Source organism: Microcoleus sp. PH2017_28_MFU_U_A (assembly GCF_020738035.1).
Taxonomy (GTDB): Bacteria; Cyanobacteriota; Cyanobacteriia; order Cyanobacteriales; family Microcoleaceae; genus Microcoleus.
Map to the genome: position 1 here is coordinate 128,359 of NZ_JAEQCX010000021.1, position 23,328 is coordinate 151,686.

Here is a 23,328-nt window from a genome sequence, read left to right on the forward strand (position 1 = left end):
AAAACCCTCAAGCCACCATGACTGCAAACCTACCCCCCCAATACGACCCCAAAGCCACCGAAACCAAGTGGCAAAAATACTGGGAAGACAACCAAACCTTCAAAGCTGACCCAGAAGCAGGCGGCGAACCCTACTGCGTCGTCATTCCGCCGCCCAACGTGACCGGCAGCCTCCACATGGGACACGCCTTTGAAGAAACCCTAATTGATGTCCTCGTCCGCTATCACCGCATGACTGGACGCAATACCCTGTGGTTGCCGGGAACCGATCATGCTAGTATCGCAGTTCAAACTATTCTCGAAAAACAACTCAAAGCACAAGGCAAAACTCGCCACGATTTAGGTCGAGAAAAATTCCTAGAACGGGCTTGGGAATGGAAAGCTGAGTCTGGCAATACTATTACTAATCAATTACGCAGTTTGGGCGTGTCTGTCGATTGGTCGCGGGAACGCTTTACGATGGATGAAGGCTTATCCGCTGCGGTTTTAGAAGCTTTTGTCCGCCTCTACGATGAGGGGCTGATTTATCGCGGCAATTACTTGGTGAATTGGTGTCCGGCGAGTCAGTCTGCTGTGTCTGATTTGGAGGTTGACCAGCAGGAAGTTGAGGGGCATTTGTGGCATTTCCGCTATCCTTTGACGGATGGTTCGGGTTATTTGGAGGTGGCGACGACTCGGCCGGAGACGATGTTGGGCGATACTGGCGTTGCTGTGAATCCTGAGGACGATCGCTATAAGCATCTTATCGGTAAAACTGTCACTTTGCCAATTATAAATCGCGAAATTCCAATTTTTGCCGATGAATTAGTTGACGCGACTTTCGGAACAGGTTGCGTGAAAGTGACTCCCGCCCACGATCCGAATGACTTCGAGATGGGTAAGCGCCACAATTTGCCGTTTATCAATATCATGAATAAAGACGGCACTTTAAATGAAAATGCCGGAGAGTTCCAGGGACAAGACCGATTTGTTGCCCGCAAGAATGTGATAAAGCGGTTAGAAACAGACGGAGTTTTGGTAAAAATTGAAGATTACAAACATACAGTTCCCTACAGCGAACGCGGCAAAGTTCCTGTCGAACCGTTGCTATCTACTCAATGGTTTGTGAAAATCGATCCTCTGTCTCAGCGCGCTTTGGAAGCCTTAGATCAAAATAATTCACCTGTCTTTGTTCCTGAAAGATGGACAAAGGTTTATCGCGATTGGTTGGTGAAGCTAAAAGATTGGTGTATCTCCAGACAATTGTGGTGGGGACATCAAATCCCGGCTTGGTATGCTGTTAGCGAAACTCACGGCGAGATTACTGATACAACGCCGTTTGTGGTGGCGAAAACTGAAGCTGAGGCGAGGGAAAAAGCGGAGGCTAAGTTTGGCACAGATGTCCAGCTAGTAAGAGATCCAGATGTATTGGATACTTGGTTTTCGTCGGGGTTGTGGCCTTTTTCAACTCTGGGCTGGCCGGATGAAACTAAGGATTTGGATTTTTACTATCCGACAACTACTTTGGTGACTGGTTTTGATATCATCTTTTTCTGGGTTGCTAGAATGACGATGATGGCTGGACATTTTACGGGAAAGATGCCTTTTGAGACTGTTTACATTCACGGTTTGGTGTTGGATGAAAACGGCCACAAAATGTCTAAGAGTAAAAACAATGGTATTGACCCGCTGCTGTTGATTGCGAAGTACGGGACTGATGCTTTGCGCTACACTTTGGTTAAGGAAGTGATTGGGGCCGGGCAGAATATTCGCATGGAGTACGATCGCAAAACTGATGAATCTAAATCAGTCGAGACTTCCCGGAATTTCACGAATAAGTTGTGGAATGCCGCCCGGTTTGTGATGATGAATCTGGAAGGACAAACTCCACAGCAGTTGGGAAGTCCTTACCCCCCCCAGCCCCCCCTTGCTAAGGGGGGGAGTGAAGAAGGGTTGGAATTGTGCGATCGCTGGATTCTTTCTCGCTATTATCAAGTTGTACAACAAAGTCGCACTTGTTTAGAAAATTACGGTTTGGGAGAAGCAGCGAAGGGGCTTTACGAATTTATTTGGGGCGATTTTTGCGACTGGTATATTGAGTTAGTCAAGTCTCGCTTGCAGCAGGATGCTGAACCAAATTCTAAGAAAGTTGCACAGCAAACTTTTGCTTTTGTTTTGGAAGGCATTCTGAAATTGCTGCATCCTTTTATGCCGCACATTACTGAGGAAATTTGGCACACTCTGACTCAAACGGGTGATGGTGATTGTTTGGCTTTGCAAGCTTATCCTGAACCTGACACATCGCTAATCGATCCAGAATTAGAACACCAGTTTGATTTGTTGTTTGGGACAATTCGCACTATTCGCAATTTGCGGGCAGATTCTGATATCAAACCGAGTGTGAAGGTGACGGCGATTTTGCAAAGCGAAAATGAAAAGGAACGCCAAATTCTCTTGGATGGAGGCGTTTACATTCAGGATTTGGCGAAAGTCGAAAATCTGACGGTGACAGCTAATTTAGACGCAGATTTGGGACAGACAATTGCTGGGGTTGTCGGTACTGTCCAAGTCTTGATTCCTCTGGCTGGTGTGGTCGATTTGGTGGCTTTGCGTGGTAAGTTGGAGAAGAAGCTAGCCAAGGTGGAAGCTGAAATTAAGCATACGGCGGCGCGTTTGACTAATCAGAAGTTTGTGGATAAGGCTACTCCTGATGTGGTTCAGGGCGCGAGGGATGCTTTGGCGGAATCGGAAAAACAAGCTGAGATTTTGCGCGATCGGCTAAAGTTGTTTTAAGGAGTCATTAGTCAGTTGGCAGTTGGCAGTTGGCAGTAGTGGCAGTTGGCGTGAGAAACCGGGTTTTTTACTTAATCTCTGGTGACAACCAAGTATCTTTGTAAAAAACCCGGTTTCTGAGCTCCCGTGCGTAATTCCTAGGGCTAATTCACGTCTTCGGATACGCCTTCAATGAAAGCAACAATTCCTTTACCCCAGGGGTTTGATTCGGCGAAGTGTTCACCAACTTTCACTGCTGCATTTTTGCCACCATTGTAAAGCCGTTTGAGGCTGATTAGGTTTTGCCACTCGATGGGTTTTTGCTCTTTGATTTCCTTAAATTCTGCATCAATAATATGACGTGCTTGTTGTTCGTCTTGCACGTAGGTATACTTTTTTTCTAATGCCTGAATGATTTGCACCACTGCATTCAGTGCAGCTTCAGGAGAGGATTCCTGGGCGGCTTCGACTTTTTGAATAATCTTGGGATTGCTGTTTTCAGCGGCATAGTTAACGCCGATGGTGGCATTTTGTTGGTTGAAGATAGGTGGTTCGTTTGACATAAGTTTCTCGACAGATTGTATGTTGTATATGCTAGCAGAAGCATTCGCCGGATGCTTGCCAATTTCCGGTGTTAGGGACAACTGACGAATCGAGTAGTTGTAGTATTTGCAGGCGGCTTGGATGGCGAGGATGAGGCGGTGAACTTCTTTGCCGGATTTGGGGAGAATTAAGGTGAGGAGGTGGGGGAGATGGGGGACGACTTTCTCTGCGTGCTGCTTAGCGATATTGGCGATCGCATCTGCCGCACTCGCTCGCACATCAGAGTCTGGATCTTCAAGAAGTTCAAATAATCCCGGAATCGTCGGATCAGAACCGATTTTTCCTAAGATATCTACCACACTCAAAGGCAGATAAGAGCTTGAATCTTCAGCGAGTTCAATTAATTTAAAAATTGCCGACTCATAACAGATATTTTCTAACGCATCTCCCGCCATCAAACGTACATCCGTATCTGAATCTTCAACGAGTTGAAGTAAGCCCGGAATGGACTCTTCGGAGCCGATTTTTTCTAACGCATATATTACATTTAATCGTACATCCGGGTCTGAATGTTTGACGAGTTTAAGTAAACCAGGAATCGCCTCTTCGGAACTGATTTCACCTAACGCATCTGCTGCTGTCCAACACACATCAGGTTCTGAATCTTCAAGGAGTTTAATTAAGTCAGGAATCGCCGCCTCGGCCTCATAACCGATTTTACCTAACGCATCTGCTGCCATCTCACGCACATTCGGATCTAAATCTTGAAGGAGTTTAATTAAGCCAGGAATTGTTTCCTCTGATCCAATTTCGCATAACGCATCTGCTACCATCCAACGCACATCTGGATCTGAATCTTGAACGAGTTGGACTAAGCCCAAAATTGCATCGTCAGAACCGATTTCGCCTAACGCATATGCCACGCTTGATCGTACATTAGTGTCTGAATGTTTAAGTAATTTAAGTAAGCCTATAGTAGCAGCCTCAGAACCAATTTCACCTAACACATCTGCTGCAATCCAAGCCACATCAGAATCTGAGTTTGTAACTAATTTAAGTAAACCAGAAATCGCCTCGTCAGAACCAATTTCACTTAGTGCATCTGCCGCACTCCTTTGCACATCAGAATCTGAATCTTTAATTAGTTTAAGTAATTCAGGAATTGCCGCTTTAGAACTAATTTTACCTAAAGCATCTGCCGCCTTACTACGAACATCAGAGTCAGAATCTTTAGCGAATTTAAGTAAGCCATAAATTGCCGCCTCAGTATCAATTTTTTCTAACGCACTTACTGCATTTTTACGCACATCATGATCTGAATCTTTAACAAGTTTAAGTAAGCCAGTAATCGCAATCTCAGAACCAATTTTACCTAACGCATATGCGACATGAGATCGCACTTTCCAGTCTGAATGTTCAAGGAGTTTCAGCAATCCCGGAATCGCCGCATCCGATCGCACTTCCTGCAAAAGCGCAACCTTCAACCACCCCGGCACATCCAACCCATCCACCAACCCAACCGTGCACTTCTGAAACTCCCGCTGCACCTCCCCCGCCAGCCGCGCCCCCAACATCACATCCACATCCAAAGCCAGCCGCACCACCCGCACCGCCCGATCCTCATCCGCCAACAACGACAGCATGAACGCCAGAGGTTCCGTCCATTTAAAATAATTCAAATAGAAATGCTGTAACCTTTTATCATCCGTCACATCATCATGCTTCTCATCAAACAGTTTCCGCAACGCCCGCCCCGCATAATACTCCTGAAATAATTGGTGATGAAACTCAATTTCCTCCGGCTTTACCGCCACCTGCAACAGATGATGTTCCAGCAAATCCTCTAGCCATTCTTTCGCCTTGGTTGGTGCATCCAGCACCCCCCGATCGCGCAACCAGCGCTCCAAAATTCCCTCAGCCCGATCGCGAGAAATCGCCACAAAACCCTCCGTAGGCTGCTGCAAATCGCCCTGCAACATCACAAAAGCCAACTGCTGCAAAAGCTCTGATTTGAAGCGCCGAGAATCCTCCGAAACTGGGATATTGCCCTTAAACTTTTCGTACTTGTAATGGAATTGATCAAACAATTCGCCCTTACTCTGAGGAATTTTCAGGGTAGGTTCAAATACTTCACACATCATCCACAGCAGCAACGGCGTTTCTGCAATTTCTCGCAGGCGATCGCGCAATTGTCGCAGCAGCGAATCCCCATGTTGCGGCAAATGTTTGTGCACAAACTCCCGCATCTGCGGTTGCGTCAGCACACACATCTCCAGTTGTTTCTCAATTCCCAAAGATCCGCCAAGCGCCAAATCCCGCGTCGTGAAAATCATCCGCGTATCGGAATTGTCGTCGCGAAATAGCTGGAATTCATCCCGCCGTTGTGGCGATGGCATCTCATTCACGCCATCCAGCAACAGCAGCAACTTGCCATCCAGCAGCAAATCATCCACCTCTTCCTTGCTAACCCTGAGTTTTGCTTGTCGAAATTCGGCACGGATTGCTTCTTCGATCGAGCGATCGCTCCTCAACTGCACTAATATCGGAATCGGGCCACCATCCTTGAGTGCTTCCAGTGCCAATACCCACCGAAAACGCTGCAATACCGTCGATTTTCCCGAACCGGGCTTCCCCACTAACAGCACATTTCCGTCGCGCAGGTATTTGCGGATTCCTGCGAGCACTTCCAGGCGAACTATTTTCGTTTTTGGTTGATTTTTTGGGGTTTGGGGCGATCGATCTTCCGGTGAAATTTCCACCCGCACCTCCACCTGTAAATCTGTCAGCGTGTAGAGATCCGGTTGGCTTTCATAGGACTTAATTAGGGATTGCAGATATTTAGGAAAATCAACTGGTGTTGCCATTTGATTGTAGATTTTAGAATATAGATTGATTATAGAATTTCCAGGTATGTAGTTGCGCTTCAGCGCTCTTTGCTTATATAAAGAAAGAGCGCTGAAGCGCAACTACGTACCTAATTCCTGTGCTCTTTCATATATAAAGAAATAAAGAGCGCCCAAGCGCAACTACGTACCTAACAACTACCAATTCCTAACCGTGCAATTCTCCATTAGGCATAATCGTGCCGCGGAATTGAGCGCCCGCTAAATTAGCCGTGCTCAAATCAGCCCTAATCAAACTTGTACGGTGCAAAATAGCATCCCGCACATCAGTTCGAGCCAGATAAGCATCAGTCAAATCAGCTTCACTCAAATTCGCTTGATTAAAATTAGCACGACTCAAATCAGCCCGTACCAAATTAGCACGACTCAAATCAGCCATCACCAAATTAGCATTACTCAACTTAGCATCAGGAAGAAACGCACCGCGCAAATTAGCACCAGCCAATTCAGCATCAATTAACACAGCTCTTTCCAACTTAGCATTTGTCATCACAGCCCAGGAAAAATTTGCTTCTACCAAAGTTGCTTCAGTTAAAAATGTGCCATCTAAAATAGCTTGGTTCAAATTTGCCTGAGTCAAATTTGCTTCCCGCAGAGATGCTTCAGTCAAATTCGCTTGACTGAGATTAGCTTTAGTCAAATCTGCACCCAGCAAATTGACACCCCGCAAATCTGCACCTTGCAAATTTGCACCCCGTAAATTTACACCCTCAAAAATCCGCTGTTCCTTCCGGAAATTCGCACCACGCAAGCAAGCACCGCGTAAATCTGCACCTTGCAAATTGACGCCTCGCATATCTGCATCAGTCAAATTTGCATCGATAAAAACTGCCAAAGAAATGTTGGCTTTGCGAAAATCTACACCTTGCAAACTAGCTCCGTGGAAGTCGGAATCAGACAAATTTGCTCCGCTTAAGTTTGCCTGATTTAAGTTAGCACCCGAAAACTTGGCATTAGTTAAATTGGCGCGCTGAAGGTTAATTCTGTTCAGGTATGACATCGTTAAGTTGGCACCCCAGAGATCAGCACTGCTTAAATTGACGCCAATTAAATCTGCACCGCTCAGATGAACGCCTCTCAGATTCATACCTTGAAAATCAAGTTCTCCTGATGTATATCGCCTTAAAATTTCGCTAGCATTCATGTTGTTTTGTTGTTGATTTTTGAGAAACTCTACTTGCTATTTAGAGATTGATGGTAGTTATAGTCTCTTAAAGAAGGACGAAAGTTTGTGCAACCCCAAATTTGTATCTGGGAATTTAATTAGTTTTATTCACAAATTCTTGAGTCCAATCGACTGTTTTGTTGCCTAACTGACGCCCGTGAATTTTTACATGAGTCAGAGATGGTGATTTTAAAGTACCCAGTTTTTTGTAAATGTATGTAGCTGTATCCTGTTGGCTTGGGACTTCGGCAGACTCCAGAATGACGTGGAGCCAACCCTCTTTAAATCCCGCTGTGGCAGTAATTCCCCTGGGTTGTAGCAATTGATTGATCAAAATGGCGATCGCCTTTGGTTTGCCTTGTTTTGCCATTTCCACAAGCTGATACTGATTTGGTTTGTGGCTAGAGTTTTGTGGCTCTGTTGCTGAACTATTTTCGGCAATATTCTCCTGGATTTCAGCAGGAGAACCCCCGCTTTCTTTTGACTCAACTTCGCTCAGCATTTTCATTAATTTGTCAGTAAATCCCTGAACTTTTGCTACATAATTTCTGAGATTTTTATATTTCCAATACAAACGCTCCTCGGCACTTTCTGTAGAAAATTTTCCGTTCATAGCAGCTTCTAAGTCGCTGAATATTTGTTCTATTTGCGCCGTTGTGAAGTTAGCACTTTGGCTGACTAAGCCTTTCATTTCCTCTTCCAATCCCAACTTGCGTTTGATGGAATCGGTAATATTGATAGTAACAGGAGCGGCTGGTTCTACACTTTCGACAATGGTCGGCATTTCTGCAACTTCGTCTGTTTCTACCAATTCCTGTCTGACATCAGCAGTGGCATTATTGCTGCTGGTTTTTGAGTCTTTAAACTGTATATTTTCTACCGGAGCAGGCACTAAGTAACTCTTCTGGGGGTCATAATGATAGTGAGCCGGAGCAGCTTGAATGATCTGAGTAATATCCCCAGGTTCAAAATATTCGTTGCGCCTGTCAACCGGGACAATATCTTCATAAAAACTGTTGTTTAAATGCGTCTGATCGTAGTCTTCGGTAGACGAATCTTCGCTAACCGAATCTTCGGCTATATCGCGTTCTTCCTGTTGCAATTTTGCGTAACAAGGATTCATTGCTTTGATGATCACGCTAGCTGCTTGGTCGCATTCGTCGGTGTTGTCGAGTTTGCCCGCAGTTCCGTACAAATTAGATTCGAGTTCGGCCAGGCTGCCACAGACATTAAATAGTTGTCGCAGCAGCTTGTCAAGTTCTTGGGTTTTAAGCAGCAGCCAATCGCGCTCGCTAAAAGTGAAGTCGTGATAAAGAGTAGAAAAAATGAGGATTTTTGCTCTCAGCGGATTGGTTTGCTGTACAATTTTTTGTCGGACATCAAACAAATTTCCGGCGTCTCTTTCTAGCGACTCTCCTGCGGGCAGTTGCGAATTGAAGTGGTCATCAAATGCAGGTGCTTCGTGACCACCAAAATTAGATATATTTGTTTCTAATTTGGTAAAATCTTGGTACTCGTAAAGCCTGCTCAGTTGGCAGACGATTTTATCTGCGACTAAGGCGTACTCGGTTTTTTTGTTAACCTTGGCAACGATATTGTTTAAAACTGTTTCAATATCTTCTAACCTGCTGTATTTAGCACAGATTTCTTCGATCAACTTTCCTACATCTGCGCTGGCGAGTTTTGCCGGATCGTTTTCCCAACTTTCTTTACAAGCAAAAAATATGATTTTTTTAATGCGCGAAAGATTGAGATCTTGTTCAAATTCGCGAACAACTTCATCTAAAATAGATAAAGATTGCATAGTTTTCCTCTCCCAAAAAATACCCTATTAGTCGATTTTAGATTTTAGATTTTAGATTTTAGATTTACTCTCACATTGAATCAAAGGAACCCGAACAGGAGTGTAAAATCTTAGTATCTCCACGACTTAAGTCGGGGACTTGTACCCGTTTTTGGGCGAGTCAAGAGTCAGCGATAAATAATAAAATCATACCACATTTGATAAATGCAAGACTTTGATGCGATCGTAATTGGCAGCGGTATTGGCGGCTTAGTGGCGGGTGCGATGCTGGCTCGCTACGGCAAAGGGGTACTCGTCTGCGAGAGCCACACCATAGCGGGGGGGGCTGCTCACAGCTTTTCGCGCCGGGGATTTCATTTTGATTCGGGGCCTTCTTTTTATTGCGGTTTGAGTGACCCCCAGTCGCTGAATCCTTTGCGGCAAGTCTTGAATATTTTGGAGGAATCGATCGCAGCTATTGCCTACGATCCCCTGGGGCATTACCATTTTCCTGAGGGAAGTTTGCCAGTTTATGCTGATGCGAGAAATTACTTAGATGCTGTAGCTAAATTCGCACCGCAAGGCGCTATAGAATTGCAGCAATTTCAACAAAATTTATTAGTTTTGTATGAAGGTTTGCGGGGAATTCCGGCTTTAGCACTGAGATCCGACTGGCAGTTGATACCCGTGTTGCTGTCTCGCTACTCGCCTGCTTTGCTGAAGCTTTTGCCGTCATTAGGTGCGATCGCCAGTTCGGCTGGTACATTAATGGATAGGGACGTGCAAGATCCTTGGGTGAGGCGTTTGATCGATTTGGAGTGCTTCTTGCTATCGGGCTTGAAAGCGCATGGAACCGTCGCGCCAGAGATCGCTTTTATGATTGGCGAACGATCGCGATCGGCGATCGAGTATCCTGTAGGTGGCAGCGGTGCGATCGTCGATGCTTTAGTTCGAGGCTTGCAGCGCTGGGGTGGAAAATTGCGATTGGGAACACCAGTCGAGCAAATATTAGTTGAATCTGGTAAAACTACGGGAGTTCGCTTGCAAAATGGCGAAATTATCCGCGCCCCAATTGTGATTTCAAATGCTACAGTTTGGGATACTTATACAAAATTACTGCGCCCTGAAGATTTGCCGGAAAGTTACCGAAAAACTGCCTTATCGATGCCCGCCGTAGACAGTTTCATGCACCTGCATTTAGGCATTAAAGCCGAAGGAATCGAAGGCTTGACCGGCCACCACGTCGTCGTTCATGACAGCAAGGTTGACATTACAGTACCCGGAAATACCTGCATGATTTCGATTCCGACTGTGTGGGATGCAACTCTTGCACCGCCGGGACATCACGCGATTCACGCCTATACATTGGAACCTTACGCAGGCTGGGAGTATGGCGGCGGTTATCAGGAAAGGAAACAAGAGCGATCGCAATCTCTGTTCAAAGCTTTAGAAAAAATTATACCGGATTTGCGATCGCGAATAGTCCTGGAGTCGATCGGCACACCGCTAACCCACGCCCGATTTTTGCACCGCTATCAAGGAACCTACGGGCCTGCAATCGCCGCCGGCAAAGGCACCTTTCCGGGGCCGCAAACCCCAGTCAAAGGCTTGTATCGAGTGGGAGACAGCACCATGCCCGGAATCGGGGTTCCCGCCGTCGCAGCATCGGGTATTTTGTGCGCGAATACCCTAGTCAATTCCGACATCACAGCACAATTTTTGTAAACCCAGCCGCCACAGGTTCGTAGTAAGGACTTTAGTCCTCTTATAATTTTAAATAGGACTAAAGTTCTCACTACGAACACTTTATCCACCAGCGGCAAAAGCGCCCATAACTGCGATCGACAAAGCCAAACCGGGCAACAGCAGCATTCCTAACATCAAAGCATCATGTCCGCTCATAACTTTCTCCTGATACCGACGTTCGATAGCTTATCATACCCACCCAGATTTCGCCACCGCCTTAACAATTAAAACCGACAGATTGATTCAGGAGTCACCGGGCAAATCTTATTTACAATCGAATTTCCGCGCAAGTCAAGCGTCGTTAGCTTTTGCAAAGATTGCAGTGGACTGATATCGGAAATTTGATTGTTGTACAAGTCGAGTACAAACAAATTATTCAAAGCTTGCACCGCGCTGATATCAGCAATCGGATTATTGAACAAATAAAGTTGAGTCAAATTAGTTAATGATTTCAGCGGAGTAATGTCTGAAATTTGATTGTTGCCAAGGTTCAGCTCAACTAAATTAGTCAAACCTGCCAAAGGACTAACATCAGATATTTTATTTTCAAACAAAACCAGTTTATTTAATTTAGTCAAAGCTTTCAGCGGAGTTAAGTCCGATATTTGATTCTCGAATAGAAACAGCGTAGTGAGATTTTTCAAAGCAGCCAGCGGACTGATATCCGATATTTGATTTTTGTAAAGGTAGAGTGTCTGAAGTTCAGTTAAATTTGACAGAGGAGCGATATCTGATATTTGATTTCTGTACAGAATCAGCGCATTTAAGTTGGTTAAAGTTTTCACGGGACTGATGTCAGAAATTTTGTTATCAAACAAGACAAGTTCGACAAGATTAGTTAGACGCGCCAGGGGACTGATGTCTGATATTTGATTGGTATCGAGAACGAGTTTAGTCAGATTTGTTAGAGATAAAAGCGGACTGATGTCTGATATTTGATTGACATCTATTATCAGAGTTTTCAGGTTGGTTAAAGATTTCAGGGGAGCGAGGTCAGATATTTGATTGCTACTAAGATTTAGATTAGTAAGTTGAGTGAAAGATGACAGGGGACTGATATCGGTAAGTTGAGCAAGTTTAAGATTTATTTCTGTTGTATTAGCAAGCACTTCGTTAGCTCGATCGCACTCGGTAGTATCTGATATTTGCAACAGTATTTCTACGGTATGTTTGGCGCCGGGAGAGAGATTATCTTTGTGCTTGCACCAATCGGGAAAGTTATTATAATTTGTTGTCATAGGTTTTACCTGTTAGTTCTTAAGGTACGTAGTTGCGCTTCAGCGCTCTTTGATTATATGAAAGAGCGCTCAAGCGCAACTACGTACCTGTACCTGCACGTGTAAATCTTACATTTCCGATAAATCTAGCAATTATGTCTAATTTGTGAATCGGATTTTTGCGGATTTTGAGAAATGTTAGCAAAAATTGTGTAAAGTAATCGTAACAACATCTTTTATTGCATTCATTTACAGGAGCCAACAGCCGACTATGACGCCAGAACTAATTTTCGATGCAGGCAATCTGTTCGTTTTGCCTTTCTGGGCAATTATGATTTTATTGCCCAACTGGGGAATCACCCGCAAAGTGATGAATTCCTTTATTCCGTTTGCCGTGCTCGCCGTCTTGTACATATATTTGTTTGGTAGCAGTCTGACTCCAGAAAATGCGGCTGCTTTGTCCAATCCTAAGTTAGCAGATATTGCTAAGTTTCTGGGGGAGGAAACGGCTGCTGCTACGGGATGGATTCATTTTTTAGTGATGGATTTGTTTGTGGGACGCTGGATTTATTTGGAAGGACAACGGACGGGTGTTTGGACTGTTCATTCTTTGGCTTTGTGTTTGTTTGCTGGGCCGATGGGATTGCTTTCTCATATTTTAACTGCTTGGATTACTGACAAGTTTTTCCCTAGTTCTGATGTGGTGGAAACTGCTAGTCCTTCGGTTTAAGCAGAGGGTTTTCAATAGTTTGGATGTTAATCATCCATTTCTTGATGCAGGTTTTAGTGGTGAGGATTTAAGTTGAGATTTATGGATGCGGACTGAAGTCCTCACTACGAACCTGGAAGAAGGACTGAAGTCCTGACTACGAACCTGCTAGAGGTAGGACTAAGCGGGCGACAATTAAGTTATTTTCTAAGATTTCTAAGGAAAAGTCTCCCCCCATTAAACGTACCGCTCGCTGACAAATTAAGAGATTTTGCCCGATCGACCTATTTGACGTAACGGCCAATATATCGCCGTGGAAACCGCCGTTGAAGCCGGCAAGTAACTGTCGATCGCACTCGCCACTATCAATCACAGATAATTCTAGCCATTCTTCCCCCAAAAGTTGAGAGCGAATCTCAATCTTATCGCCAGCTCCAGAACGCCTGCAAGCCATCGCCAGCAACTCGCACAGGATCAAATCCAGCTTGATGCTATCTCCGCGAACTCCCAAAGTCTTACCCGCAGGCAGCGACACAGCGGTCTCTCTGTTCACTTCCAGCAAGATTCCCGACTGTTTGACCAGGGGGGCCGTGCGATCGAGCGATCGCCTCAGCCAAGCGCTCACAGGCACCGCATCTTGTCCGAATTGCGGCCGCCACTGTTCCTGTTTCAGCACCAAATGAATTGACCCCAAAGCATTGCCAATTTGCCGCAAAACCTGTTGGTAGCGCAAGGTTTTCAGAGCATCCTTTTGTTCCTTCGCCGACTGCAAAATCGACTGGCTCAACTCTCCCAACTCCTTGAGGCCCGCTGCCACAGTGCGGTAAAAATCCTCGAAACGGCGCTGCTTGTACCAGTTGAGCATCTCCAGATCCAATCGCTGCGACTCCTGCGCCGATTGCACTGCCACATACCTGCGCCGCCAAGCCAACTGAGATGCCATCGAACTCAGCAAATTCACCGACAACTCCGACCACTGGCGGCCCGGAGCGTCCGCCACCACCACAATGCCCAAGGGAGCGTGTTCTGGGGCACTCCGCAGCGCCACTGTCATAATTTCGCCAATTCCTGGACTCCGCAGCCACCGCTTTGTCGCCAGCAGCACTTGGCTCATACTCTGTTGCAGCACGCCTCCTGCCGCCAGGGTTTGTTGGATCAAAGCGTCTGTTTGGACAGGAATCAGCGCCTCGGGATTCAGGGCAAATACGGGATTGGCAGCTACTGCGGCGGAGATTGAAGCTGCCTCGTGGCCGGGATTCCAAGTAATTACTGCCACTAAAGGACAGGCAATTGTCTGGGAAACGTGTTCGGCAAAATGACGATCGAGCTTTTGCAGCGGCAACTCTGGGAACATATTCGGCGAAGCAACAGATTTCTGTTGTGGAGATTGTGGCTCGCCCGAATGCTGCAACAGCGCCAAACCCGATTTGATCGATCGCTCAAATTCCTGATATTTGTCAATTTCCGAACTCTGCTGCCAGGAGTGCAGAATCAATCCTAACTGTTGGCTGACTACTCGAACTAATTCTCGCTCCGATCGCCTCCAAGTGCGAGTTGCACTGTGCCCGACAACTAGCAAACCCTCGATCGATTTTCGATTTTCGATTTTCGATTTTCGACTGGGGTTTTCTCCCTCGGACTGTTTTGTGCGAGTGCTCGATGCCAAAAGCGATCGCACCCCCGCTTCCGCCAGCACTTCCCGCCAAGCGCCCAACCGCCCGTCTTCCTCCCAATTTTCGATCGCCAGAGGTTCCGCGCTTTCTTGCACCAGCCCCACATCAGCCACATCAAGGGCGTTGAGTGGCGACGGTACTTGTCTGCGGTTGCGGGGCAGATTTTGGGAGACAATTTCAAAGCGATTTTGTTCTTCCCTGTACAACAACAGCAAAAAGTATTCGCACTTGAGCCGAGAGCACAACTGCTCCGCCGTATTTTTCAAAGTCGCCTCCCAGTCAGCATCGCTGTAGATGGCGCGAGCGATGCCGGCAGTTAAATCTCGATCGAGCTGTGTTTGCTCAATCCTCTCCTCCATTTCCGACAGAGGAGCCGTCAGAGCCACTAATTGCGCCGCTCCCCGCAGGTACTGTTTTTCATTGTCTTGCCAAATCCGCGGCTCGCCAGCTTCCACTGCCAAAAATCCCAACAATTCCCCTTCCAAAACAATCGGCGCCGCCAACAGAGAGCGAGCGCGAATTTGCTGCATCAACCGCCCCGTCAGCTCAGTTTTCAGAGAACTGTGAGATTCACCGATCCAAACTATTTGTTGGGCCGCTAAAGCCTGATAAAATTCGCCCAAGTCTTGCACAGTAATGCCCGAAGCCGGTCGGATCTGGCCCAAACCAGGAGCAATTTGGCGGTTGCTAACTCGGCGCCAAAAATAGCGCCGCTCTCGCTCGAACCAATAAACATTAGTGCGCGTCGGCTCAATAAATTCATGGGCTTGTTCGACTACCGCTTGCAAATATTGGTCGAGCGATCGCAATTCCCGCAACTGCGAAATCAGTGCTAACAGAGACTCATCCGGGCGTTTGACCTGTTGTCGCTGCCAATCTTTTTCTATTTGATAAAGAGCAGTTGCCAGTGCTCCAAATACGATCGCCAACTGCGTTTTTTCTGCCGCATTTGGCGCAGAACCCCACACGTCTGTCCCCAGCAAAATTACGCCGTAGCAGCGATCTTTGTAGCGCAACGGAAACAGAGTCGTGCCTTGAATATTGTAAGTTTGAGCCGCTTTGCGCCATTCTCCGGCCCTGTTTTCCGATCGCAAATCCGGGACTCCCACGGGCCGGAGCTGAATCACCACTTGTTCCAGCAAATCCCCCGGAGTCAGGGAAAACCGCTGTTTGAGAAAAGACAAGTCGCCATTAGGAGTCATGCCGCCTTTCCCTAACAATCGGTGCGCCTGTCGATCGTACAACCCGATCCAAATCAACCGCCAGTCAAATTCCGCTTGCAAGTAACCGAGTGCCGTCTCCAGCAGCACTTCCACATTCTCCTCTTCTCGGAGAGTTTGGAGCACGCGCTCCAGCCCCGCGATTTGTTCGTCTAAATCCTTCGCTCTTTGCTCCTGCCCCATGTCCCAGATTCCCCACACCTTTGTCCAATTTCAACTTACAAACTTAAAAATTTCAAAATTTAAAATGGAAAAGAATCAACCTATAATATAGTCGTCTAAATTATGCTTCAATCTAAAATGTCGATCCGGTCGATCGCAGTAAAAGTAAAAATCTCACCTTCCCAGGGGAGTAGCTCATTTTTATAAAAAGCATTTTATTGTATATATATAGTGCTGTCCCGGCTCGCTTGGTTATAACCGCAAGCGAGCGGGGACAGCACTATCAAGGCAAAACTGAGATGCTCCCCCTTTCCAGTCTCCTGCTGACTATTTTTATTTCCCTTCTGATTTCTCATTTGTCAATAGCCCCAGGACAAGTCATTGGATATTTATCAATTAGGTGTGCGCCCGCTGTTGTTTTCAGTATTGAAAACCGATGCCGAGTGGCTGCACAACCGCACTCTTCAAGTTCTAGAAATAGCAGCCCGAACCCAGTCTAATCCTGCCACCAGTCAAATGCTCTCTCGATTGCAGAAATCTTTGGGAGTCCAAGATTCTCGCCTCGAACAATCGAAGTGGGGACTGAGCTTTAAAAATCCTGTCGGCTTAGCGGCAGGATTTGATAAAAATGGTGTAGCTGCGGACATTTGGGCAAATTTTGGCTTTGGCTTTGCCGAACTCGGTACAGTCACCTCCCAAGCGCAGCCGGGAAATCCCCAACCTCGGTTGTTTCGCTTGTCTGCTGACAGTGCAGCCCTCAACCGCATGGGATTTAACAATCAAGGAGCCGCGGCAATGGCAGCCCGGTTTCAGGAAGCACAGAAAAAGTTAAAATTAGACGGCTCGCGCCCCATGCCTGAGCCTCCTTTCCCCTTGGGCATCAATCTTGGTAAATCTAAGGTAACACCGTTAGAGCTGGCCGCAGCCGATTATTTGGAGAGTTTTAAGCTGCTCAAAGATTGGGGCGACTATTTTGTAGTCAACGTTTCCTCTCCCAATACGCCTGGATTGCGATCGCTCCAAGATGCTGCTGGGCTTAGCACAATTTTGGAAACTTTGCAACAAGAAAATCGGGGAATCAAGCCAATTTTAGTCAAGATTGCGCCGGATTTGGAACCAGAGGCGATCGCATCCATCCTCGACTTAGCAAAAACCTACCAACTAGCAGGAATTATCGCCACCAACACCACCATCCGCCGCGACGGACTGAAAACACAAATCTTGCGAGAAACTGGCAAACCCATCAGCGAAGAAGCGGGCGGAATTAGCGGAATACCAGTGCAAGAGCGATCGACAGAAGTAATCAGATTTATCTGGCAATATACCAAAGGCGAATTACCAATAATTGGAGTAGGCGGCATTTTCACCGCCGAAGATGCTTGGGAAAAAATTGCCGCCGGTGCGAGTTTAATTCAAGTTTATACCGGTTGGGTTTACGAAGGGCCTTGGATGGTGCGGCGAATTTTGGCAGGTTTGCTAAAAAAGTTAGAAGAAAAAGGATTTAATTCGATTTCAGAGGCCGTTGGTTCGGAAAATATTAAATAGTCGGACATTTTTCAAGGTACGTAGTTGCGCTTCAGCGCTCTTTCATAGATATAAAGAAAGAGCGCTGAAGCGCAACTACATACCTGGATCTGAGTACAGCACTTAAAAAAAATGCTTACATAATAATCTGACACCAAAATAGCAGCTTATCCAAGCACTTTTTCAAGAGTAATAAAATAAAAATTATGAGCGCTGCGTTCAAGATTTTAGCCCTTAAAAATAGGACTAAAGTCCTCACTACAAACGGGGTTGTTTATCAAGAACAGCAAATTATTTAAGTTCAAGAGTTGTCAGTTTTGAGTCAAACAAAATTGCCAACGCAACTCACAACTCAGAACTCGCCAGTTGCGGTAGCGCTCCCTAAATTACTTGCGTTTAGAAAATTCTGAAATCTTCCAATCTATGCTCGCCATCAAGAAACGTTCTAGAGCTTTTAAATTGTCTTGTTGGATATTTTGAATAAGTTGAAACGCATTTTCAGACTGAACATTTGCCGAAAATTCGTCAGCGGTTGCTGGTGCTTTTTGCGATTGGGCTGGTTCAGAAGACGCCTCAAATCTGATTTGTGGGTGCTGATTTTCTTTTTCAGTCATTTCTGAGTCACCTCCTTGAGTGATTAGATACATAACCATGACTACAAATACAACTTATCTGTATCCGGGATTTGGGAAGTAAATTTTTCAGTCCCCGAGAATCGCAGTTACCAAGAGACTTGAAAGTTTTGAGTTCAGTTATCAGATATCTTCAACAGCACTTATGCACTTTCCCTCAGAAACCCATTCTTTTTGGGTAAGTCCTGTTGAATTAATACCTCGTATTTTCCGATAAAATAACCGCGATCCGGTTTTGAGTGAGGAATGCGAGTCCTCCATACAAACTAATTTCATTGCGCTCGTGACCGCAGGCACGATATTACCAGACAGAATTGGTTGAAAGCCCGCCCGCCCGGGAGAAATTAAAATCACGCTATTCATTACTCCAATCCTCTTCCTTCTAGGTAGAGGTCGCTCTTAAACTGTCAACTGTCAACTGTCAACTGTCAACTGTTGAAGCATTCCTAACTCACACACTGCCAGTGATGCACATCACTGAATTGTTATATTTACTTAACAGTAATATTTCCGAAATTCTGATATGGTTAAAGCTTAACAATTAATTTGACTGCGATCGCTCTCAAGCTGAAAGCAAGGGTCTGGAAAATATTAAGAAACTGAAGGTGTAGAGCCGATGGCGATTTATGTTGATACTGCAATTGTAGCGGAAGCCAAACGGGCGAGCAAGTTCGGGTGGATAGCGGGAATTACTACTAATCCCACACTTTTGGCAAAAAGCGAGCTATCTCCTGAAGAGACACTAAAACAACTGGCACAACTGATTTCCGGGGAAGTCTATTATCAGCTAACAGCATCTGATTTTGATGGCATGGTAGTAGAAGGAAAGGCAGCTTTTGGATTAATTGGACAACAGACAGTTTTGAAAGTTCCAGCAACGGCGGCGGGCTTCCAAGCAGTAGCCCATTTGTCGCCGGAAATTCCTTGTGCAGTGACGGCTATTTACAGTGCAGCCCAGGCCGTTGTTGCCACAGAAGCCGGCGCCAAATATGCGATCGCCTACGTGAATCGCGCCACCAGACTCCTCGGAGACGGTTTTGCTTTAGTGCGGGATATGGCAAATGTTTTGCAGAGAACGAATACAGAGATTTTGGCAGCCAGCATTAAATCGCCGGAAGAAGCGGTAAAGACTTTATTAGCCGGCGCTCATCATTTGACATTACCTTTGGACGTATTGCAAGCAATGGCCGTTCACGAATTGTCCCAGCAAACAGTTGATGAATTTGCCAAAAACGGGCGAGGAATTAGTTATTAGCTCATGTAGATAAAGGGCAAATCCAAACTTGTACTTTTAAATGTGAGGGCTTATGACAATTACTCGCGTTTCTGTAGACTCAGCAGGCAATCAAGCGAACAATGACTCCTACAGCCCCTCCATCTCAGCCAATGGTCGGTTTGTGGCGTTTACTTCTGCTGCCTCCAACCTCGTGCCGGGGGATACTAACAATAACAACAACATCTTCGTGCGGGACACGCTCACCAATACCACCACCAACGTCTCTGTAGACTCAGCAGGCAATCAGGGGAACCGTAACTCCCGCCGCCCCTCCATCTCAGCCGACGGGCGGTTTGTGACGTTTTCTTCTGCTGCCTCCAACCTCGTGCCGGGGGATACTAACAATACAGACGACATCTTCGTGCGGGACACGCTCACCAATACCACCACCCGCGTGTCAGTAGACTCAGCAGGCAATCAGGCGAACGATGCCTCCGGCCGCCCCTCCATCTCAGCCGACGGGCGGTTTGTGGCGTTTTATTCTGATGCCTCCAACCTCGTGCCGGGGGATACTAACAGTAGCGGAGACATCTTTGTGCGGGACACGCTCACCAATACCACCACCCGCGTCTCTGTAGACTCAGCAGGCAATCAGCAGTATGGTAGTAGGAGCTTCTTCAACTTCCCCTCCATCTCAGCCGACGGACGGTTTGTGGCGTTTGATTCTAGTGCCTCCAACCTCGTGCCGGGGGATACCAACGGTTACACAGACATCTTTGTGCGGGACAGGCTCACCAATACCACCACCCGCGTCTCTGTAGACTCAGCAGGCAATCAGGGGAACAGTGTCTCCCAAACCCCCTCCATCTCACCCGACGGGAGGTTTGTGGCGTTTGAGTCTTTTACCTCCAACCTCGTGCCGGGGGATACTAACAGTAGCGGAGACATCTTCGTGCGGGACACGCTCACCAATACCACCACCCGCGTCTCTGTAGATTCAGCAGGCAATCAGAGGAACTTTCGCTCCGACAACCCCTCCACCTCAGCCGACGGGCGGTTTGTGGCGTTTGAATCTGGTGTCTTCAACATAGTGGGTACCAAGACCTTCGACATCTTCGTGCGGGACACGCTCACCAATACCACCACCAACGTCTCTTTTGACTCAGCAGGCTATCCGGAGGAGGGAGGTAATCCCTCCATCTCAGCCGACGGGCGGTTTGTGGCGTTTTATGCATCTCCCTCCAACGTAGTGCCGGGGGATACTAACAATACAGACGACATTTTTGTTGCTGACACCAGCAGCACTCCAAACGTCATCAACGGCACTCTCGGCAACGACAACCTGACTGGCACAAGTGGCAACGATATCATCAACGGTTTGGAAGGTGATGACGTGCTGACCGGTTTGCGGGCTAATGATGTCTTAAATGGCGGCGACGGCAACGATATCCTGTCTGGCGGCAAAGGTTTTGACACCCTCAACGGCGGTTTGGGCAACGATAATCTCGTCGGCGGCTTGGGCAACGATGTATTTGTTTTAGGTACGGGGTTGGGAATTGATACCATCTCTGATTTTGCCAACGGCCAAGATACCATTCAATTAATTAATGGTTTGACCTTCGGACAACTATCAATTTCTGCTGGAATGAACGGCACATTAATTGGAGTAGCCAGCAGCGGTGAAGTTTTAGCATTTTTGACAGGCGTTCCTCCCAATTTCATCGGCACTGAAGATTTCTTCTCTGTTTAAAGATAGGGGAAAAGCTGAAAATACCCTTCAATTATATGATGGTTAATTCACCAGAGATGATATAATTGCTACTTGATTATTAGTTATTTGCACTCTTCTAATCACAAATAACTAATAACCAATAACTAATAACCAATAACAACTGACTAAGGCATTCGCCAAATCTTAATCGTGCGATCGGGACTGCCGCTGACCAAAGTCTTGTTATCTCTAGAAATAGCCACAGAATTCACAAACTGGCCGTGACCAGAAAGAGTGTTTCTTTCTTTCCCCGTCTTCAAATCCCACACTATAATATCTCCGCCCCCACTGATCAAAGTGCGACTGTCGGGACTAAAGGCGATCGTCCTCACCCAGCTCGAATGGCCTTTAAAAGTGCGAGTGCGCTTCCCGTCTTGCACGTTCGACAAACGGATCGTATTGTCGCTGCTAGCGCTAGCCACAACTTGACCGTTCGGGCTAAAAGCCACAGCATTAACCGCACCCCCGTGGCCAGTGATAATTCTTCTGACTTCTCCGGTGTCAAGATTCCACAAACGCACAGTCTTGTCCTCACTGCCACTAGCGAGAGTTTGACCGTCCCGGCTCAAAGCGATCGCGTTTACTCCTCCGGTGTGACCGGTCAAAGTCAGCAACCTGCTGCCGGTTCTGACATTCCACAAGCGAACAGTTTTGTCATCGCTCCCGCTAGCCAGATTTTGACCGTCGCTGCTGAAGGCGATCGCGTTGACAGGGGCTTTGTGAGCAGGAATTGTCCGCACCCGCCGCCCCGTCTTCAAATCCCACAAAATCACATTATTGTCATTGCCGCCGCTGGCCAAAGTCGAATTGTCCGGGCTCACCGCTAGCGTGCTAACCGATTTTTTAGAATGCACCGGATTCAGAGTCCGCACCAGGCGTCCCGTCTTCAGATTCCAAATTCTAATCGTCCCAAAGCTGGCGCTGACCAAAGTTTGACCGTCCGGCGACAGGGCGATCGCATTTACACTTCCGACATTATCCAAACTTCTTTGCAAAAACTGACTGCTAGGCAAACTAGAAAGCAGCCACAACGGATTTGCCGGAAACACCCCGTAACGCATCGAACCATAAATTTGAGACGCGCCAATACCCAGCATCAAAACAGCAGCGCCCGCCACCAACTTCTTTTTCCAATCTAAAACCTCTTGCTCCGACTGGTTCAAGCCACCAGAATTCAGAGGTTTGAGGCGGTTGATGGAAGTCTGCTTCGTCGCCCCAGACACCCCGGAAGTTCCGCGAATTTTAGTTTGTCCCGTCGTCGGCAACTGAGTTGGTAACTGAGTTTCCGCACCGTCAAGATTAATTTCCTCCAAGCACTGCAAAACCATCTGCGGACTTTGAGGTCGATTTCCGGGAAAAGGCGCCATCAGGTAATCGATGACATTAGCCAAGGGGTCGGAAACCTGAGGAGCTCCTTTGCGCCACATTAATCTGCCCGTGCGGGGGTTCTCTGGGAACGCAGTCGGTGGCTTCCCAGTCAACAAATAAACAAAAGTGCGCCCCAGAGCAAAAAAATCCGACTGCGGAACAGCCTTGCCATTAGTTTGTTCGGGCGGGGTATAGCCAGGGGAAACAATACCAGTGACATTTTGCCCCTGGCCCACCTTAGCGAAATAAGTCGCCGACACTTCCCGAGCAGTCCCGAAGTCAATGAGCACTAGCTGCCCGTTCGGCTTGCACATAATATTGTGCGGCTTGATATCCCGATGAAAATAGTTGAGTCGGTGAACTTGGTCTAAAATTTCCGACAGTTGTTTGAGCCAGTTCAGAGCTTGTTCTTGACTGATCGGGCGGCCCCGATGTTTCAGCCAGTCTTGCAAATTGGCCCCAGCAATTTTCTCCATCACCAGACAGTGAAAAGACTCTGTGCTGTGAGCTGGCGAAAATGTAAAATAACCGTCGCGATCGACCTTTGGAATACCTGGATGTCTCAGCCTGACCAATACGTCGGCTTCTTGCTTAAACAGTTCTACAGCTTTGGGATGTTCTTTCAGCAGGACTTTGAGCACTCTTCGGGCGCCGTTGTCGTCCACTTCAAATGTTCTGCCAAAGCCACCGCCTCCGAGAGGCGCGACTAGCCGATATCTACCTTGCAACAAAAGTTCAGACCCGCAGTGGATGCACGCGGATTTACCAGAGTTGGCTGGATCGGAGGGATTCGGGCATTTGGGATTGAGGCAATAACTCACGAAGCCACATAACCCTGATTGAGGTTGCTGCTACACAAAACTTAGCTAAACTTTCTCAAGTCTCACTATTCAATCAAGATTGCTCTTGAAGGGTCTGCTTCCTGCTTCACCCAAGGGAGTCGGCT

14 protein-coding genes are annotated in these 23,328 nt (G+C 46.9%); 6 read left to right on the forward strand and 8 right to left on the reverse strand.

Annotated features, from left to right (window positions below; all coding sequences use genetic code 11):
• Window positions 1-17: 17 nt before the first annotated feature.
• Complete coding sequence (locus tag JGK14_RS00720; protein WP_325314582.1) at window positions 18-2,771, forward strand: valine--tRNA ligase; 2,754 nt, start codon at window positions 18-20, stop codon at window positions 2,769-2,771.
• 143 nt (window positions 2,772-2,914) lie between these two features.
• Here JGK14_RS00720 and JGK14_RS00725 read toward each other — a convergent pair whose 3' ends face one another.
• From JGK14_RS00725 to JGK14_RS00735, 3 genes are all read right to left on the reverse strand, one after another.
• Window positions 2,915-6,157, reverse strand: coding sequence for a HEAT repeat domain-containing protein (locus tag JGK14_RS00725; RefSeq protein WP_325314583.1), 3,243 nt, complete (start codon window positions 6,155-6,157; stop codon window positions 2,915-2,917).
• A gap of 187 nt (window positions 6,158-6,344) precedes the next feature.
• Entirely contained in the window at window positions 6,345-7,340 is a 996-nt protein-coding gene (locus JGK14_RS00730) for a pentapeptide repeat-containing protein (protein ID WP_293174353.1), read from the reverse strand.
• A 115-nt stretch (window positions 7,341-7,455) separates the two neighbouring features.
• On the reverse strand, window positions 7,456-9,165 hold the full coding sequence (locus JGK14_RS00735) for a hypothetical protein (RefSeq protein WP_293197160.1): 1,710 nt from the start codon (window positions 9,163-9,165) through the stop codon (window positions 7,456-7,458).
• 204 nt (window positions 9,166-9,369) lie between these two features.
• Between JGK14_RS00735 and JGK14_RS00740 the strand changes: the two genes are divergently transcribed.
• Window positions 9,370-10,869: a phytoene desaturase family protein gene (locus JGK14_RS00740; RefSeq protein WP_293189280.1), complete on the forward strand. Its 1,500-nt coding sequence runs from the start codon at window positions 9,370-9,372 to the stop codon at window positions 10,867-10,869.
• A gap of 245 nt (window positions 10,870-11,114) precedes the next feature.
• Here the strand turns inward: JGK14_RS00740 and JGK14_RS00745 are convergent, their stop codons facing one another.
• Window positions 11,115-12,128, reverse strand: a complete 1,014-nt coding sequence (locus tag JGK14_RS00745; protein WP_293174363.1) for a leucine-rich repeat domain-containing protein — start codon at window positions 12,126-12,128, stop codon at window positions 11,115-11,117.
• Between the two features lie 250 nt (window positions 12,129-12,378).
• Here JGK14_RS00745 and JGK14_RS00750 point away from each other — a divergent pair, with 250 nt between their 5' ends.
• Window positions 12,379-12,837, forward strand: coding sequence for an ABA4-like family protein (locus JGK14_RS00750; RefSeq protein WP_325314584.1), 459 nt, complete (start codon window positions 12,379-12,381; stop codon window positions 12,835-12,837).
• Window positions 12,838-12,973: 136 nt separating this feature from the next.
• Here the strand turns inward: JGK14_RS00750 and JGK14_RS00755 are convergent, their stop codons facing one another.
• A complete protein-coding gene (locus JGK14_RS00755; protein WP_293216496.1) occupies window positions 12,974-15,892 on the reverse strand; it encodes a sensor histidine kinase in 2,919 nt (972 codons plus the stop codon).
• Between the two features lie 360 nt (window positions 15,893-16,252).
• Here JGK14_RS00755 and JGK14_RS00760 point away from each other — a divergent pair, with 360 nt between their 5' ends.
• A complete protein-coding gene (locus JGK14_RS00760; RefSeq protein WP_293216494.1) occupies window positions 16,253-17,416 on the forward strand; it encodes a quinone-dependent dihydroorotate dehydrogenase in 1,164 nt (387 codons plus the stop codon).
• 365 nt (window positions 17,417-17,781) lie between these two features.
• Here the strand turns inward: JGK14_RS00760 and JGK14_RS00765 are convergent, their stop codons facing one another.
• Together JGK14_RS00765 and JGK14_RS00770 are read right to left on the reverse strand one after the other, a co-directional pair.
• Window positions 17,782-18,009 carry a hypothetical protein gene (locus JGK14_RS00765; protein WP_293174374.1) on the reverse strand — a complete coding sequence of 76 codons (228 nt, stop codon included), beginning with the start codon at window positions 18,007-18,009 and terminating at the stop codon, window positions 17,782-17,784.
• 141 nt (window positions 18,010-18,150) lie between these two features.
• Window positions 18,151-18,390 carry a hypothetical protein gene (locus JGK14_RS00770; RefSeq protein WP_293203588.1) on the reverse strand — a complete coding sequence of 80 codons (240 nt, stop codon included), beginning with the start codon at window positions 18,388-18,390 and terminating at the stop codon, window positions 18,151-18,153.
• Window positions 18,391-18,643: 253 nt separating this feature from the next.
• Here JGK14_RS00770 and JGK14_RS00775 point away from each other — a divergent pair, with 253 nt between their 5' ends.
• Both JGK14_RS00775 and JGK14_RS00780 read left to right on the forward strand, forming a co-directional pair.
• Window positions 18,644-19,282 carry a transaldolase family protein gene (locus JGK14_RS00775; RefSeq protein ID WP_293216492.1) on the forward strand — a complete coding sequence of 213 codons (639 nt, stop codon included), beginning with the start codon at window positions 18,644-18,646 and terminating at the stop codon, window positions 19,280-19,282.
• A gap of 52 nt (window positions 19,283-19,334) precedes the next feature.
• Window positions 19,335-20,993: a calcium-binding protein gene (locus tag JGK14_RS00780; RefSeq protein ID WP_293216490.1), complete on the forward strand. Its 1,659-nt coding sequence runs from the start codon at window positions 19,335-19,337 to the stop codon at window positions 20,991-20,993.
• A 146-nt stretch (window positions 20,994-21,139) separates the two neighbouring features.
• Here the strand turns inward: JGK14_RS00780 and JGK14_RS00785 are convergent, their stop codons facing one another.
• Window positions 21,140-23,203, reverse strand: a complete 2,064-nt coding sequence (locus JGK14_RS00785) for a serine/threonine-protein kinase (protein WP_293216488.1) — start codon at window positions 23,201-23,203, stop codon at window positions 21,140-21,142.
• Window positions 23,204-23,328: the final 125 nt, after the last annotated feature.

Bases quoted from the DNA above. Each gene is read 5' to 3' on its own strand.
- JGK14_RS00720 (WP_325314582.1), top strand. From the start codon at position 18: ATGACTGCAAACCTACCCCCCCAATACGACCCCAAAGCCACCGAAACC.
- JGK14_RS00770 (WP_293203588.1), bottom strand. From the start codon at position 18,390: ATGAATAGCGTGATTTTAATTTCTCCCGGGCGGGCGGGCTTTCAACCA.
- JGK14_RS00765 (WP_293174374.1), bottom strand. From the start codon at position 18,009: ATGACTGAAAAAGAAAATCAGCACCCACAAATCAGATTTGAGGCGTCT.
- JGK14_RS00755 (WP_293216496.1), bottom strand. From the start codon at position 15,892: ATGGGGCAGGAGCAAAGAGCGAAGGATTTAGACGAACAAATCGCGGGG.
- JGK14_RS00745 (WP_293174363.1), bottom strand. From the start codon at position 12,128: ATGACAACAAATTATAATAACTTTCCCGATTGGTGCAAGCACAAAGAT.
- JGK14_RS00750 (WP_325314584.1), top strand. From the start codon at position 12,379: ATGACGCCAGAACTAATTTTCGATGCAGGCAATCTGTTCGTTTTGCCT.
- JGK14_RS00775 (WP_293216492.1), top strand. From the start codon at position 18,644: ATGGCGATTTATGTTGATACTGCAATTGTAGCGGAAGCCAAACGGGCG.
- JGK14_RS00780 (WP_293216490.1), top strand. From the start codon at position 19,335: ATGACAATTACTCGCGTTTCTGTAGACTCAGCAGGCAATCAAGCGAAC.
- JGK14_RS00740 (WP_293189280.1), top strand. From the start codon at position 9,370: ATGCAAGACTTTGATGCGATCGTAATTGGCAGCGGTATTGGCGGCTTA.
- JGK14_RS00725 (WP_325314583.1), bottom strand. From the start codon at position 6,157: ATGGCAACACCAGTTGATTTTCCTAAATATCTGCAATCCCTAATTAAG.
- JGK14_RS00735 (WP_293197160.1), bottom strand. From the start codon at position 9,165: ATGCAATCTTTATCTATTTTAGATGAAGTTGTTCGCGAATTTGAACAA.
- JGK14_RS00730 (WP_293174353.1), bottom strand. From the start codon at position 7,340: ATGAATGCTAGCGAAATTTTAAGGCGATATACATCAGGAGAACTTGAT.